At 73.8% G+C, this 14,272-nt stretch carries 15 protein-coding genes; 8 read left to right on the top strand and 7 right to left on the bottom strand.

Annotated elements, in window-relative coordinates:
* A complete protein-coding gene (locus QSK03_RS00935; protein ID WP_285648080.1) occupies positions 1-450 on the top strand; it encodes an FmdB family zinc ribbon protein in 450 nt (149 codons plus the stop codon).
* On the opposite strand, the gene QSK03_RS00930 is transcribed toward QSK03_RS00935, so the two are convergent.
* Positions 447-1,238 carry an Rv1486c family protein gene (locus tag QSK03_RS00930; protein ID WP_285648079.1) on the bottom strand — a complete coding sequence of 264 codons (792 nt, stop codon included), beginning with the start codon at positions 1,236-1,238 and terminating at the stop codon, positions 447-449. The genes QSK03_RS00935 and QSK03_RS00930 overlap by 4 nt on opposite strands.
* Positions 1,239-1,919: 681 nt before the next feature.
* Here QSK03_RS00930 and QSK03_RS00925 point away from each other — a divergent pair.
* From QSK03_RS00925 to QSK03_RS00915, 3 genes are read left to right on the top strand one after another with little or no spacing between them, the layout of a single operon-like run.
* Positions 1,920-2,723 (top strand): DUF3097 family protein, encoded by an 804-nt coding sequence (locus QSK03_RS00925; protein WP_285648570.1) that lies wholly within the window; start codon positions 1,920-1,922, stop codon positions 2,721-2,723.
* Between the two features lie 41 nt (positions 2,724-2,764).
* On the top strand, positions 2,765-3,247 hold the full coding sequence (locus QSK03_RS00920; protein WP_285648078.1) for an NfeD family protein: 483 nt from the start codon (positions 2,765-2,767) through the stop codon (positions 3,245-3,247).
* Positions 3,247-4,422: an SPFH domain-containing protein gene (locus tag QSK03_RS00915; protein WP_285648077.1), complete on the top strand. Its 1,176-nt coding sequence runs from the start codon at positions 3,247-3,249 to the stop codon at positions 4,420-4,422. Before QSK03_RS00920 ends, QSK03_RS00915 begins: the two co-directional genes overlap by 1 nt.
* Before the next feature lies 1 nt (position 4,423).
* Here QSK03_RS00915 and QSK03_RS00910 read toward each other — a convergent pair whose 3' ends face one another.
* A complete protein-coding gene (locus tag QSK03_RS00910) occupies positions 4,424-5,353 on the bottom strand; it encodes an NADP-dependent oxidoreductase (RefSeq protein ID WP_285648076.1) in 930 nt (309 codons plus the stop codon).
* Positions 5,354-5,466: 113 nt separating this feature from the next.
* Here QSK03_RS00910 and QSK03_RS00905 point away from each other — a divergent pair, with 113 nt between their 5' ends.
* The 3 genes from QSK03_RS00905 (at position 5,467) to QSK03_RS00895 (ending at position 8,678) form a co-directional block, all read left to right on the top strand.
* A complete protein-coding gene (locus QSK03_RS00905; RefSeq protein ID WP_285648075.1) occupies positions 5,467-7,119 on the top strand; it encodes a glutamate--tRNA ligase in 1,653 nt (550 codons plus the stop codon).
* A 46-nt stretch (positions 7,120-7,165) separates the two neighbouring features.
* Complete coding sequence (locus QSK03_RS00900; RefSeq protein ID WP_285648074.1) at positions 7,166-7,558, top strand: hypothetical protein; 393 nt, start codon at positions 7,166-7,168, stop codon at positions 7,556-7,558.
* 73 nt (positions 7,559-7,631) lie between these two features.
* Complete coding sequence (locus QSK03_RS00895; RefSeq protein ID WP_285648073.1) at positions 7,632-8,678, top strand: DUF3616 domain-containing protein; 1,047 nt, start codon at positions 7,632-7,634, stop codon at positions 8,676-8,678.
* Between the two features lie 52 nt (positions 8,679-8,730).
* Here the strand turns inward: QSK03_RS00895 and QSK03_RS00890 are convergent, their stop codons facing one another.
* Positions 8,731-10,197: an NAD-dependent succinate-semialdehyde dehydrogenase gene (locus tag QSK03_RS00890; RefSeq protein WP_285648072.1), complete on the bottom strand. Its 1,467-nt coding sequence runs from the start codon at positions 10,195-10,197 to the stop codon at positions 8,731-8,733.
* A gap of 72 nt (positions 10,198-10,269) precedes the next feature.
* Positions 10,270-10,755, bottom strand: a complete 486-nt coding sequence (locus QSK03_RS00885) for a hypothetical protein (RefSeq protein ID WP_285648071.1) — start codon at positions 10,753-10,755, stop codon at positions 10,270-10,272.
* Positions 10,756-10,981: 226 nt separating this feature from the next.
* On the opposite strand from QSK03_RS00885, the gene QSK03_RS00880 reads away from it, so the two are divergent.
* Positions 10,982-11,557 carry a TetR/AcrR family transcriptional regulator gene (locus QSK03_RS00880; RefSeq protein WP_285648070.1) on the top strand — a complete coding sequence of 192 codons (576 nt, stop codon included), beginning with the start codon at positions 10,982-10,984 and terminating at the stop codon, positions 11,555-11,557.
* Between the two features lie 6 nt (positions 11,558-11,563).
* Here QSK03_RS00880 and QSK03_RS00875 read toward each other — a convergent pair whose 3' ends face one another.
* The 3 genes from QSK03_RS00875 to QSK03_RS00865 are packed head-to-tail and all read right to left on the bottom strand — an operon-like array spanning position 11,564 to position 14,195.
* Positions 11,564-12,064, bottom strand: coding sequence for a nuclear transport factor 2 family protein (locus QSK03_RS00875; protein ID WP_285648069.1), 501 nt, complete (start codon positions 12,062-12,064; stop codon positions 11,564-11,566).
* A complete protein-coding gene (locus QSK03_RS00870; protein ID WP_285648068.1) occupies positions 12,061-13,347 on the bottom strand; it encodes a cytochrome P450 in 1,287 nt (428 codons plus the stop codon). Before QSK03_RS00870 ends, QSK03_RS00875 begins: the two co-directional genes overlap by 4 nt.
* Positions 13,348-13,352: 5 nt before the next feature.
* Complete coding sequence (locus tag QSK03_RS00865; protein ID WP_285648067.1) at positions 13,353-14,195, bottom strand: SDR family NAD(P)-dependent oxidoreductase; 843 nt, start codon at positions 14,193-14,195, stop codon at positions 13,353-13,355.
* Between the last annotated feature and the right edge of the window lie 77 nt (positions 14,196-14,272).

The raw sequence follows: 14,272 nt of genomic DNA, 5'->3' as shown, positions 1-14,272 counted from the left end.
GTGCCGATCTACGACTACCGCTGCGGCTGCGGCGTGCGCTTCGAGGCGCTCGTCGGCCGCGACGCGCCGACCCCGCCGTGCCCGGGGTGCGGCGGGGAGGCGCGGAAGGTCCCGTCGCGTCCCGCTCTGCACGGCACGGCCGACCCGGGCCCCTCCCAGGAGATGATGCCGCAGACCTGGAAGGGCACGTACCGCGGCAACCGGGAGTACGTGACCGGACTGCAGCGCCAGTGGGACCAGCGCCAGAAGCTCGAGGCGAAGCACCCCGAGCTCCGCGGGGACTCCCGCCCCGTCGTGGCCCACGAGGGCCGCTACGAGCAGGCGCCGCTGCGGGCGGGGGAGCCGTACCTGGGGCACACGAAGCCCTCCGGGTCGGATTCCCCGTCCGGTGAGAGCCCGTCCCACGGTCATGGCCACGGACATGGTCACGGCCACGGGCACGGCCACTAGGCGGCGGTGAGCGCCCGGACGGTCTCGGCGACGGCCGCGACGCGGGCGGCGCGGACGGCGGTGGCCAGCGGGCGCAGGGCGTCGGTGCGGGCGAGCGCGGCGGAGGCGGACACCGCCCCGCCGGGCTCGTCCCCCGACGCGGCGACGAGGATCGCCTCGACCTCGTCGGCGTGCTGGAGCACCCGCAGGGGCCGGCCGGGCGTCCCGGTCGGCCAGGTGGGGCGGGGTCGCCGGCGCAGGCTGTCGGCGATCTCCTCCCGCACGCCCGCCCGGGGCTTGGCGACGTCCATGGCCGCGAGCGTGTCGGCGGCGTCGCGCACCGAGCTGCGCAGGTCGTGCTCGGCGTCGGGCAGGCTCGGGTGCGCCGACGGCGGCACGTCGTCGACGAGGTGCACGGTCCAGCGCAGCACGCCGTCGGCGACCGGCGCCGGGACCGCGGCCAGCGCCGGGCCCGCCAGCACGGCGCACTCCCCGGCCGCCATCGCGGCGGTCCGGAGCTCTGCGGGCCCCGGGAGCCCCCGGACGTCCCCGGCCACGGGCATCACGAGCCGCGCGTCCGGCCCCGTCGGCACGCTGCGCTGACGGGCCAGGACCAGCAGCGCGGCGAGGCCCGCCCCCGCCCGGTCCGGGGTCGGCAGGTCGGTCACGGCGGCCGTCGCGGCGTCGGCGGCGACCACGTCGTGGGCCTCGGACCACGGGGCCAGCGCGTCCAGGACGTCGTCGGCCGCGGCGGCGCAGGCGAGCCACGCCGCGCTCCAGACGGCCAGGGAGGCACTCGCGCAGGGCACCCGATCACGATACGGGCGGTGCGGGCGGGGACGCCGGGGGAGCGGCACGGGGCGACCGCTCGGCGCTCTCCATGTCGATCTCGCGAGAGTGTCACCAGCGTCGCGGCGCGCACGATCTCCACCTGGTGAGCGATCGCTCCGGTCAGCGGAGCATTCGCTCACCAACTCGAGATCTTCACCGTCGACGGCCGCGCCGGGCCCGGGGTGACGGAGATCAGGAGAGCGTCGTGCACCGCCGACGCGCGCACATCGTCGATGAGGTGCCCCTGATCATCCGCGCCGGCCGGTCGGCCGCGCCCCCAGGGAGCGAAGGACGCCCTCGCTGCATGGGACGCATCGAGGGCGCCCCTCGCTCCGCGCGGCGCTCGCGCGCCAGATCGCGAGAAGCACGTCCGGCCGGTGCCAGGGCCTCTCGATCATGCGCAACGTGCCCCTCGCCGGCGCATCCCTGACTACCGGGTCGCCAGGCCCACGCCACCACACGGACGGCTCACGGGCGTGTCGGGCCCGGACGATCACCGCGCGCCGTTAACGTCGCCGGCCGTGGCGAGAACGCAGGGCCGGGGCATGCACGGATCGTCGGGAGACCCCGGGTTCCGCTCGACCGGCGGGGCCGTGCGGGCGCCGGGTCGCGGCGGCGCGCCGTCGTCGGGGTCGGGGCGCACCGGCGGGCTGCCGGGGATGGCGCCGCACACGCCGAAGCGCGAGGTCGTCTCCGTCGTCGCCGAGCCCGGGCTGGTCGTCGAGGACGCCGCCGAGACGTTCTGCGGCGCGGTGATCCGGGCCGACGTGCGCGAGGTGGTGCTGGAGGACGCGGCCGGGCGCCGGCGGCTCTTCCCGAACAAGCCCGCCGCGTTCCTGCACGAGGGCCGCCCCGCGACGCTGGTCCCGCCGCAGCGCGCGGCGGGGCCGGACGAGACGGCGCACCGGTCGGCGTCGGGGTCGCGCCGCGTGGAGAGCGTCCGGGCCCGCACCGCCCTCCCGCACCGGATCTGGGTCGAGGGCCTGCACGACGCCGAGATCGTCGAGCGGGTGTGGGGCCACGACCTGCGCGTCGAGGGCGTCGTCGTCGAGCCCCTGCACGGCGCGGACGTGCTGGTCGAGGCGGCACAGGGGTTCGGACCGGGTCCGGACCGCCGTCTCGGGGTGCTCGTGGACCACCTCGTGACCGGGTCGAAGGAATCGCGGATCGCCGAGGGTCTGCGCCGGGACCTGGGCGCGGCGTCCCAGCACGTCCTCGTCCTCGGTCACCCCTACGTCGACATCTGGGAGGCCGTGAAGCCCCGCGCGGTGGGGATCGAGGCCTGGCCGTCGGTGCCCCGGGGCATCGACTGGAAGCGCGGGGTGTGCGAGGCGCTCGGCTGGGGCGACGAGCGGGCCGGCGCCCGGCGCGTCCTGAGCTCGGTGTCGACGTGGACCGACCTCGAGACGCCCCTGATCACGGCCATGGAGCAGTTGATCGACTTCGTGACGGTGGGCGCCTGAATCGCCTCTCCGGCGCAGTGGCGTCTGGCACACTCGGCGGTGTGATCCCGCTGCTGTGGGCGATCGCGGGGGTGGTGCTGATCGCGGTCGAGCTCGTGTCCGGCACCTTCGTCCTCCTCATGCTCGGGCTCGCCGCGCTGGTCACGGCCGGTGCCTCGGCCCTGGGCGTCCCGCTCGGCGCCGACGTCGTCGTGTTCGGCGTGGCGTCCGCCGCGCTGGTCCTGCTCGCCCGCCCCGCGCTGCAGCGGCGGATGCGTGCCCACGACGCCGACGGTTCCGTCAACGCCGGCCCCGCGGCCCTCCTGGGCGCCGAGGCCGAGGTCGTCGAGCCGATCACCGGCCACGACGCGGGCACCGTGCGCATCGGCGGCGCGCTCTGGACCGCCACGGCGCTGCACGAGGGCGCCGCACTCGCCTCCGGCGACCCCGTGGTCGTCGTCGACATCCGCGGGGCGACGGCCGTGGTCACGGCGGCCTCCGCCGGCCCGGCGCCGTCCCGCCCACCCCTGCAGGGAGAGAGCTGATGGACCCGATCACGCTCGTGCTCTACGTGGTGATCGCCGCCGCGCTCATCCTCATCATCACCGCGGTGGTCAAGAGCATCACCGTCATCCGCCAGGCCGAGGCCGCCGTCATCGAGCGGCTCGGGCGCTACCAGCGCACCGCCGCCCCCGGGCTGACGTTCCTGGTGCCGTTCATCGACCGCATCCGCGAGCGGGTGGCGCTCTGGGAGCAGGTCGTCTCGTTCCCGCCCCAGCCGGTGATCACCCAGGACAACCTGACGGTCTCGATCGACACGGTCGTCTACTACCAGGTCACCGAGCCCCGCAACGCCGTCTACGAGATCAACGACTACATCAACGGCGTCCAGCAGCTCACCACGACGACGCTGCGCGACGTGGTCGGCGGCATGAGCCTGGAGCAGGCGCTGACCTCGCGGGAGACGATCAACACCGGGCTGCGCCGTGCCCTCGACGACGCCACCGGGCCCTGGGGCCTGCGGGTCGTGCGCGTCGAGCTCAAGGCGATCGACCCGCCGCCGTCGATCCAGGACTCGATGGAGAAGCAGATGCGCGCCGACCGCGAGAAGCGCGCCATGATCCTCACCGCCGAGGGCCACCGCGAGGCCGCCATCGCCGAGGCGCAGGGCAACAAGCAGGCCGCGATCCTGTCGGCGGAGGGCGCCAAGCAGGCGGCGATCCTCGAGGCCGAGGCCGACCGGCAGTCGACGATGCTGCGCGCCCAGGGCGACCGGGCCGCGCAGTACTACCAGGCCCAGGGCGAGGCCAAGGCGATCGAGAAGACCTTCGCGGCGATCAAGGCGGGACGACCGACCCCGGAGATGCTGGCCTACCAGTACCTGCAGACGCTGCCGCAGATGGCGCAGGGCGAGGCCAACAAGATGTGGGTGGTGCCCAGCGACTTCGGCAAGGCGCTCGAGGGCTTCACCAAGATGCTCGGGGCGCCCGGCGAGGACGGCGTCTTCCGTTACCAGCCGACGCCGGACGACGGCACATCCGCCACGCGGCCCGGCGAGACCGACGACGACGTCGCCGACTGGTTCGACACGAGCACCGATCCCGAGATCGCGAAGGTCGTCGCCGCGGCCGAGCAGCGCGCCGAGGCGGCCAGTTCGGAGCCGACGGCCAACGGCGCCGGGCGGCACGCCAGCGACATCCCGCCCGACGACGTCGTGTAGCTCAGGGGACGAGCACGATCTTGCCGCGCGTGTGCCGGCGCTCGACCCGCGTGAACGCCTCGCGCACCTGCTCGAGCGGGTACGTCGCGGCGATCTCGACCCGCAGCTCGCCCCGGGCGACGAGGTCGGCGAGGAACGCCACCGTCTCGGCGCTGCTGGCCGACCCGGCGCCCTCGCCCTGCACGCCGCCCACGCCGACCTCGGCGAAGTCGATGAGCGTGTCGATCCGCGGGCCGGGCACGCCCAGCTCGCGGGCCAGTGCGACGTACCCGCCGCCGAACGCGTCGACCACGGCGTCGACGCCGTCGGGCGCGAGCCTCTCGATCGCGTCCCGCAGATCGTCCCCGTACGCCACGGGCTCGATCCCGAGGCCGCGCAGCCACGCGTGGTTCGGCGCCGACGCCACCCCGATCACCCGCGCCCCGGCCCGGCGCGCGAGCTGGGCCGCGATCGAGCCGACGCCGCCGGCGGCACCGCTGACCAGCACCGTCTCGCCGGGCTGCGGGTCCACCGCCCGGACGGCCCCTACGGCGGCCGCACCGGCGACGTAGAGCGCGCCCGCGACCTCGAAGGGCACCGCGGCCGGCTTGCGCACGAGGTGGTCCGCGGGCACGGTCACCAGCTCGGCGTGGCTGCCGCGGCGGTCGGTCCAGCCCAGGACCTCGTCGCCCACGCGCCAGTCGCCGGCGTCCTCGCCGACCGCGCTGACGACGCCCGCGAGGTCGCTGCCCTCGCCCGAGGGGAACGTCCCGGGCAGCCGCGAGTGGTAGCCGCCGGAGCGGATGATGCTCTCGCCCGGGTTGATGCCCGCGGCCCGGACGCGGACCTGCACCTCGCCGCGCGAGGGCGGCGGGACCTCGACCTCACGAACCTCCAGGACGTCCACGTCGCCGTAGGCGTCGAACCGGACCGCGCGTGCCGTGTCGGTCATCCTGACCACTCCCCATCGCGAGAACCGTGACGTGGAGCGCGGCGGGGCGGCGCGTGCTTCCCCGGCGGGACGTCTCGTGGGTCACGCACGAGGCCACCTCGTAGCCTGGGCACATGCTCGATCGCGCCCTCGTCGACGGCCTGTTCCCGGCCGACCTGCCCGAGCCCGCCGAGCTCGAGGAGCGCTACCCCCCGCGTGAGCTGGCCGAGGGCGCGCTCGTGACGCGCTTCGGACCCAGTCCGACCGGGTTCGTGCACGTCGGCGGGCTCTACACGGCGATGGTCTCGCGCGACCTCGCCCACTCGACCGGCGGCGTCTACGTGCTGCGGATCGAGGACACCGACCAGAGCCGCGAGGTCGAGGGCGCCGACGCGCAGTTCCGGCGGGCCTTCGAGGCGTTCGACCTGATGCCCGACGAGGGGGACATCCCCGCGCCCAGCGGGGCGTACGGGCCGTACCACCAGTCGGCGCGGGCGGCGATCTACCAGGCCTACGTGCGCGAGCTGATGCGCGAGGGCAAGGCCTACCCCTGCTTCGCCACCAAGGAGGAGCTGGCGGAGATCTCCGACGCCCAGCGCACCCTGAAGCTGCCGACCGGCTATTACGGCCGGTGGGCGCCGTGGCGCGACGCCTCGGCCGAGGACGTGGCGGCGGCGCTGGACGCCGGGAAGCCGTGGGTGGCGCGGTTCCGGTCTCTGGGCCTGGTGGGGGAGCGGTTCGCGTTCACCGACCGCCTGCGCGGCCGCGTCGAGGCCGAGGACAACCACAACGACGTGGTCATCCTCAAGACCTCGGAGAACCCGGTGCGGCTGCCGACCTACCACTTCGCGCACGCGGTGGACGACCACCTCATGCGCACGAACCTCGTCGTCCGCACCGAGGAGTGGCTCTCGTCGGTGCCGGTGCACCGCCAGCTCTTCGCCGCGCTGGGCTTCGACCCGGTCGACTACGCGCACCTGGCCCCGCTGATGAAGCAGGAGGGCGGGTCCAAGCGGAAGCTCTCCAAGCGCAAGGACCCCGAGGCGTCGGTCGACTTCTACCTCGAGGCCGGCTTCCCGGTGCCCGCCGTGCAGTACTACCTGCGCGGGCTGGCCAACCCGCGCCTGGCGGAGATGCCGCTGGCCGAGGCCCTGGCGACCCCGCTGCGCCTCGACGAGTTCGGGCTCGCCGGGCCGCTGGTCGACACGGTGAAGCTCTCCGACATCTCCGCCGACCACATCGCGACGCTGCCCGGTCCGGACGTGCTCGCCGGCGTGCGCACCTGGGCCGCCGAGTACGACCCCGAGATCGTCAAGGTGCTCGACGCGAACCCCGAGCTGGCGCTCGCCGCGATCGACGTCGAGCGGGTCGGCGTGGAGAACCCGCGCAAGGACCTCGCGAAGTGGTCGGACTTCCGTGACGCCTACGGGTTCTTCTTCCCGGAGCTGTTCACCGACGTCACCGACCCGGCCGACGAGCGCTTCGGCGAGCTGGACCCGTCGCTCGTGCGCACGGTCGCGGCCGACCTCGCCGACACCTACACCCACGAGGGCGACCAGCCGACCTGGTTCCAGCAGATCCGCGACCTCGCCGCCCGGCACGGCTTCGCGCCGAACCCGAAGACGTACAAGAAGGACCCCGACGCCTACCCGGGCATGCTGCGCGACGCCGCCAACGTCGCCCGGGTCGCGATCACGGGGGCGCAGCGCAGCCCGGACCTCTACGAGGTCACCCGGGCGCTCGGCGCCGACGAGGTCGTCCGGCGCCTGCGGGCCGTCACCGGCTGAGGGTCCGCCCGGAACATTCCGCTCCTTCCGGACCGTCGGAGCGGGCATGATCGCCCTTCGCCGTTCCCCGACCGGCGCCCTGGTCCTGGCCGTCCTCGCGGGCTGCCCGCTCGCCGGCTGCAGCGGCGGCTCCAGCACCTCGGTCAGCTGCAGCGGCAGCACCTGCCGCGCGACGGTCAGTGGCGCACCCGTCGAGGTCACCCAGCCGGACGCGAACCAGTCGACGCGGACGCGCAGCAGCACGCCACGGCGCCCGCCGCGGAACAACGACGGGGTGGACTTCGGCGTGAACGCGATCGGGCCCGGCTGGGTGGACGTCGAGGACGACGGCACCGTGACCCGCATCCCCCAGGGCGGGTCGTTCGTCGAGGACTCCTCGACGGTGCGTCTCGAGTCGTCCGACGGGCGCACGGCCGTCTTCACCTTCACGAAGCGATGAGACGGGGCCCCCGCCCGGTGCTCCTCCGCGATCTTCTTCCGTCGCGGCACCCGCGCGCGGGACGATGGTGGCGATGAACGCCGTCCCGAGCACGCCCCTGCCCGTCCGCCTCGACCTCGGCCCGTACGCCCCCACCGCCGGGGTGGATCTCTCCGGGGTGGCCGTCGTCGGCGACACGATGTTCCTCGCGCCCGACGAGGGGTCCGGGCTGCTGCGGCTGCGACGGGTCCCGGGCGGCTCGCTGGATTGGGAGCTGCCCGAGGAGGTGCCGCTGACCGACGCGGTGGACCTCAAGGGCGGCCCGGAGGACGAGGTCGACGCCGAGGGCCTCGACGTCGTCGACGGATACCTCTGGGTGGCGGGCTCGCACAGCGCGAAGCGCAAGCGGATCAAGCCCGGCACCGCGCCCGCCGAGGTCGGGCCCCGGCTCGCCGACGTCGACCCGCAACCGTCCCGCAGCGTGCTGGCCCGCCTGCCGCTGAAGGACGGGCCCGAGGGGCCGCACACCGTCCGGGCCGGCAAGGAGGTCTCGGGGCTCGGCGAGGCGGCCCGGCTGCCCGCCGGGAAGAAGGGACTCCTCGCGGCCCTGGCCGACGACGAGCACCTCGCCCCGTTCCTCGACATCCCCGGCAAGGACAACGGCTTCGACGTCGAGGGCGTCGCGGTGCGCGACGCCCAGGCGGGCGGCGCCGTGGTGCTCGGGCTGCGGGGCCCGGTGCTGCGCGGGTGGGCGGTGCTGCTCGAGGTCGCGGTGCACGCGGACGGCGGCAAGCTCGTGCTCGACGGCGTGACCAAGCACTTCGTCGACCTCGAGGGCCTCGGGGTGCGCGACCTCGCCCGCGAGGGCGACGACCTGCTGATCCTGGCCGGGCCGACGATGGTGCTCGACGGCCCGGCCCGCATTGTGCGCCTGCCCGGTGGCGCGGCGGGCCCGCTGCCGCCCGCGATCACGGGCGACGAGGTCGCGCTGGTCACCGAGGTGGCGGTGGGCCGGGGCTGCGACCGCCCCGAGGGCCTCGCCGTCCTGCCCGAGGGTCTGCTCGTCCTGCACGACACCCCGGCCCCGCACCGCCTCGACGGCACCCGTCTCGTCGGGGACCTGTGGCCTGCGGCCATGTGAGCAGTTCGGCCAGTCATAGCTGGCCGAACTGCTCACGTGCGCGCAGCGCACCTCACACGTTCATCGCCACGTACTTGATCTCCAGGTACTCGTCGATGCCGACGCTGCCGCCCTCACGGCCCAGGCCCGACTGCTTGACGCCGCCGAACGGGGCGCCGGCGTTCGAGACCATGCCCTGGTTGAGGCCGACCATGCCGGCCTCGAGGCGCTCGGACAGGCGGATCGCCCGGGTCAGGTCGTTCGTGTACAGGTAGCTGACCAGGCCGAACTCGGTGTCGTTGGCGGCGCGCACCGCGTCCTCGTCGTCGGTGAAGGTGAAGATCGGCGCGACCGGGCCGAAGATCTCCTCCTTGGCCAGGCGGGCCGAGGTGGGGACGTCGGCGAGCACGGTGGGCGGGTAGAAGTAGCCGGCGCCGGACGGGATCTGCCCGCCGGTGCGCACGGTGGCGCCCTTCTGCACGGCGTCGTCGACGAGCTCGGCGACCTTGTCGCGCTGGTCGGACTCCACCAGTGGGCCCACCTCCACGCCGTCCTCGGTGCCGCGGCCGACCCTCATGTCGCCCATCCGCTCGGTGAGCTTCTTGGTGAACTCCTCGGCGACGTCGGCGTGGACGTAGAAGCGGTTGGCGGCGGTGCAGGCCTCGCCGATGTTGCGCATCTTGGCGAGCATCGCGCCCTGGACGGCCTCGTCGACGTCCGCGTCGGCGCAGACCACGAACGGGGCGTTGCCGCCGAGCTCCATCGAGGTCTTGAGCACCTGCTCGGCCGACTGCTCGATGAGCTTCCGGCCGACCTCGGTGGAGCCGGTGAACGAGAGCTTGCGGATGCGCCCGTCGCGGATCAGCGGCTCCATCACCTTGCCCGTGGACGAGGTGGTGACGACGTTGAGCACGCCGTCGGGCAGGCCGGCCTCGGCGAGGATGTCGGCGAGCTTGAGGATCGTCAGCGGCGTCAGCCCCGCCGGCTTGATCACCATCGTGCAGCCCGCGGCGATCGCCGGGCCGATCTTGCGGGTGCCCATCGCGAGCGGGAAGTTCCACGGCGTGATCAGCAGGCAGGGCCCGATCGCCTGGCGCATGACGAGCACCCGCCCGTTGCCGGTGGCGTTGACCTTCCACTCGCCGCTGATGCGCACGGCCTCCTCGGAGAACCAGCGGAAGAACTCGGCGGCGTAGGTGATCTCGGCCTTCGACTCGGCGAGCGGCTTGCCCATCTCGAGGGTCATGAGCAGAGCGATCTCGTCGGCCCGCTCGGTGACCAGCTCGAAGGCGCGCCGCAAGATCTCCCCGCGCTCGCGCGGGGCCGTGGCCGCCCACGCGGGCTGGGCGGACGCCGCGGCGTCGAGCGCGGCCATCCCGTCGGCCGGCGAGGCGTCGGCGACGTCGCAGAGGATCTCCCCGGTCGAGGGGTCCTCCACGCCGAACGTCCGCCCGTCGGTCGCGTCGCGCACCGACCCGCCGATGATCAGTCCCTTGGTGACGTCCTCGATCACTCGGCGTTCGCGGTCGGTCTCGGCCATGGGTCCCCTCCCGTCAGCGCGCCCCGCCGTGCGGGACCGGTCGGACGGCGGAGTGCCCTCGGGCCCCGGCCGCTACGCGTGGACCGCGTGCAGACCCGGCAGGAGCTGCTCGAGGTGCCCGACCTCCTCGATGTTGTGGGCGATCCAGGCGTCGAGCATGTCGTCGGGGAGGCGTCGTCGCAGGACCCGGTTGACGGGCGCGAACGCGATCGACCGGGCGCCGACGTCGAGGACGCTGACGTAGTGCGTGCCGTCGGCCCCCGCCGACCAGGTGTGCTCGAGCTGCACCACCACCACGCCGGCCACGCGCTGCACGAGGCGGATGCCGGTCTCGTCGAGCTTCTCGACCCGGTCGACGCCGTCGTAGCGGTACTCGGGGCGCCGGTCGAACGCCTCGACGATGTGGAAGCAGGCGCCCTCGGCCGCCCCGCCTCCGGGAGCCTCCCGGGCGAGGCTCCAGGCGATGTGGTCGCGCGGGTGCCACGCGAGATAGCGGGGGAGCGTCTCGCCGCCGTAGGTCATGGATTCGCCGATGTGGGAGAACCAGTCCAGGAGCATGGCGGGCGTGACCCCGGCCAGGGGGCGGTGGTCGATGACGGCGGCGACGGCCGTGCGGGTGCCGCTCGACGCGGGTGAGCCGCGCGGAGGAGCGGTCGCGCAGCGGGTGGAGCACGGGACGCGCGGGCGGGATCACGAGCACGGGAGCCTCCCCAGGATACGGTGGCGTTTCCTGTAGGGTGAGGCCGGCAGCCAAGAAACGCAACCGTTTCTCCGGGAGGACGTGGTGGCGACGGCGACGCGACGCCGGGGCGCGGAGCTCGAGGGCGCGATCCGGGACGCGGTGCTCGACCTCGTCCGGGACCGCGGGGTCTCGGCGGTGACGATGGAGGCGGTCGCGGCCCGGGCCCGCACCAGCAAGCCGGTGCTCTACCGGCGGTGGCCCGACCGCGCCGCGCTCCTGCGCGACACGCTGCTCACGGCGGCCACCGAAGCGATCCCGCACGCCGACACCGGGAGCTACCGGTCGGACATGCTGGCGGTGCTGCGCGGCTGGGCGGCCGCCATGACCGGCGATCTCGCGCCGGTGCTCGTCGCCGTCATCGCCGCGACCGCCGAGGACCCCGAGCTCGCGGCGGCGTTCCGCGACGGCGTGATCGGCTGGCGCAAGCAGGAGATGGGCGAGCTGATCGCCCGGGCGGTGGCGCGCGGCGAGGCGCGCCCCGACGTGCCGGTGCACCTCGTCCGCGAGCTGGGCCAGTCGGTGCTGTGGCACCGCCTGCTCGTCAGTGGCGACCCCATCGACGACGCGCTGGTGGTGGCGATCGTCGACGAGGTGCTGCTGCCCGTCGTCCGGGGCTAGCCGGACCTAGAGGGCCATCCGGTGGCGGTCGGCGCCGGCCCAGCCCTCCGCGAGCGGTACCGAGTAGTCGATCTCCAGGGCGACGCGCGCGAACATCCACGCGCCGTCGACGCGCGCGTACGTGTCCGCGAAGCGCCCGGACAGCACGAAGCTCTGCCCGTGGTAGATCGGGGTGGCGAACAGGAAGCTCGTCCCGGTCGCGCGGTCACCGTCGACGGTGACGTCGTGCCCGTGGATGAACTGCCGCACGAACGGCTTGCCGGCCTCCTGCCCCGGTCCGGCGGACAGGAGCCGCGGGATCGCCGCGAAGAACTCCGTGATCGCCGCCCGCCCCGACGCCGACCCGAGGTAGGAGTAGTCGAGCTCGGCGTCCGGCGCGAACAGCCCGCCGATCTCGTCCCACCGGTCGGTGTTCACGAACTCGTGGAACCGGTTGCGCAGCCGGTGCAGCGCCGACTCCGCCTCGAGGACCTCGAGGCGGAGCCGGAGCTCCTCGAGCTCGGTCACCGGGCGGTGAACGTCAGCGGCAGGCGCTGCATGCCGTGCATGACGTAGCTCGGGTCGTAGCGCGGCACGAAGCCGGGCTCGGCGAGCGCGATGTCGTCGAGGCGCTCGAGCAGCACCTCGACCGCGATGCGGGCGACGGAGCGGGCCAGCGGCGCGCCGATGCAGGAGTGCGGGCCGTGGCCGAACGCCTGGTGCGAGCGCAGGTGCGCCCGGTCCGGGTCGAACGACTCCGGGGCGTCGAAGACCTCCTCGTCGCGGTTGCCGGAGGCGTAGACGACCCACACGTGGGCGCCCGCCGGGATCGCGACGCCGCCGAGCTCGGTGTCCTCGGTGGCGACGCGGAAGAGCCCCTGCACCGGCGACTCCAGCCGCAGCGCCTCCTCGAGGTAGCGGGGGAGCTCCTCGGGGCGGGACCGCACCTGGGCCATGAGGTCCGGGTTCTCGCAGAGCATCAGCACGAACGACGCGATCAGCTTCGTCGTCGTGTCCGCGCCGGCGCCGATGAACTGGCTGCAGAAGCCGACCATCTCGTTGCGCGTCAGCGGCTCGTCACCCTCGTCGCGGGCCCGCACGATCGCCGAGAGCAGGTCGTCGCCCGGGTCCCGCTCGCGGTCGGCGATCTCGTTCTCGAAGAAGGTCCAGAACTCGATCTGGGTCTCGAGCGTCGCGAGCAGCGCCTCGTCGGTCATGGTGGTGCCGATGGCGGCGTTGATGGCGTCGGCCCAGCGCGCGAAGTCACCGGACTTCTCCACCGGGACGCCGAGCAGGGTCGCGAGCGCCTGCACCGGCGCGGGGGAGCAGAAGGCCGGCACGAGGTCGACCTCGCCCGGGTCGCCCGACACCGCGAAGCCGTCGACGAGCCCGTGGCAGAGCTCGCGGATGCGCGGCTCGATCCGCGTGACCGACCGCGGGGTGAAGGCCTTGGCGAGGATCCGGCGGTGGCGCGTGTGGTCGGGCGGGTCCTGGGTGAACAGGACGTCGCCGCGGCTCATCACGACCCGCACGCGCTCGGCGAATTCCGGGGTGGCGTCGGAGAGCGCCCGGCCCACCGCCGCCACCGCCCCCGAGACGGTCGGGCCCATCGGGTTCTGGCTGGAGAACAGGCGCGGGGCGGTGTTGACGCGCTCGATGTCGGCGTGGCGCGTGACGACGTAGATGTCGTGCTCGGTGTCGTGGAAGACCGGGGCCTCGTGCCGCAGCCGGGCGTAGTGCGGGTACGGGCACCGCATCGCGTCCGGTTCCTGGTCGAAGATCGGCTGGGTCGGTCGCGTCGCGGTGCTCATCGGTGCTACTTCGCCCCCTGTCCGGCATCGACGCGCAGGATGTGCCCGGTGATCTGGTCGGCGTTGTCCGACGCCAGGAACAGCACCGAGTCGGTGATGTCGGAGACCTCGGTGCGCCACTTCTCCCCGGGCATGTTGCCGGCCGCGGAGAACATCTCGTAGGCGTCGTCGGGCGCCATCCCGACCTCGCCCGCGAGACCCAGCACCATGCCGGAGCCCTGGCCCTCGCCCGGCTTGATGGTGGCCGGCGCGATCGCGTTGACGTTGATGCCGAACTCGGCGAGCTCGAAGGCCCAGGCCGACGTCAGGCCCTGGATCGCGTGCTTGGCGGCGACGTAGTGCGACAGCTGGGCGTGCCCGGAGCCGGTGACCCCGGACGAGATGTTGATGATCTTGCCGGCGCCCCGGCCGATCATGTTCGGCACCACGTACTTCGCGAGGTACATGTGGCCCTTGACGATCGTGTCGATCACGGCGTCCATGACGTGCGGCCGCATGCCCTGGATGGTGTCGAGGGCGGCGACGCCGGCGTTGTTGACGAGCACGTCGATGCGCCCGTCGAAGTAGTCGAGCGCCTTGGCCACCGAGGCCTCGACCTGGCTCTCGTCGCGGATGTCGCAGGGCAGCGGGAGGCACCGGCGACCGGACTTCTCCACGGCCTGGACGGTGTCCTCGAGCATCTGGCCCGTGGCGAGCGGATAGATGTCGGGGATCGGGTCGGTGATGTCGAGCGCGGCGATGTCGGCCCCCGCGTCGGCGAACGCCAGCGCGTGGCTGAGCCCCTGGCCCTTCGCCGCGCCGGTGATCAGGACGTGCTTGCCCTCGAGCCCCCGCAGTACTGCCGCCATCGAACGCCTCCTCGAGTCCTGTGACGCCGCTCATGCGTCGTGAGGACGCTAACGCCGCTCGATCGCGCCGGGCAAGG

It is taken from the genome of Actinomycetospora sp. NBRC 106375 (assembly GCF_030269665.1).
Taxonomy (GTDB): Bacteria; Actinomycetota; Actinomycetes; order Mycobacteriales; family Pseudonocardiaceae; genus Actinomycetospora.
Note: the sequence above shows the minus strand (reverse complement) of the source record. Positions and strands in the feature narration are given on the sequence as shown.

What these genes read in the sequence shown, in the direction of transcription:
- QSK03_RS00905 (WP_285648075.1), top strand. Translation starts at nt 5,467, where the DNA reads ATGCTCGATCGCGCCCTCGTCGACGGCCTGTTCCCGGCCGACCTGCCC.
- QSK03_RS00890 (WP_285648072.1), bottom strand. Translation starts at nt 10,197, where the DNA reads ATGGCCGAGACCGACCGCGAACGCCGAGTGATCGAGGACGTCACCAAG.
- QSK03_RS00900 (WP_285648074.1), top strand. Translation starts at nt 7,166, where the DNA reads ATGATCGCCCTTCGCCGTTCCCCGACCGGCGCCCTGGTCCTGGCCGTC.
- QSK03_RS00895 (WP_285648073.1), top strand. Translation starts at nt 7,632, where the DNA reads ATGAACGCCGTCCCGAGCACGCCCCTGCCCGTCCGCCTCGACCTCGGC.
- QSK03_RS00870 (WP_285648068.1), bottom strand. Translation starts at nt 13,347, where the DNA reads ATGAGCACCGCGACGCGACCGACCCAGCCGATCTTCGACCAGGAACCG.
- QSK03_RS00865 (WP_285648067.1), bottom strand. Translation starts at nt 14,195, where the DNA reads ATGGCGGCAGTACTGCGGGGGCTCGAGGGCAAGCACGTCCTGATCACC.
- QSK03_RS00915 (WP_285648077.1), top strand. Translation starts at nt 3,247, where the DNA reads ATGGACCCGATCACGCTCGTGCTCTACGTGGTGATCGCCGCCGCGCTC.
- QSK03_RS00885 (WP_285648071.1), bottom strand. Translation starts at nt 10,755, where the DNA reads ATGCTCCTGGACTGGTTCTCCCACATCGGCGAATCCATGACCTACGGC.
- QSK03_RS00910 (WP_285648076.1), bottom strand. Translation starts at nt 5,353, where the DNA reads ATGACCGACACGGCACGCGCGGTCCGGTTCGACGCCTACGGCGACGTG.
- QSK03_RS00925 (WP_285648570.1), top strand. Translation starts at nt 1,920, where the DNA reads ATGGCGCCGCACACGCCGAAGCGCGAGGTCGTCTCCGTCGTCGCCGAG.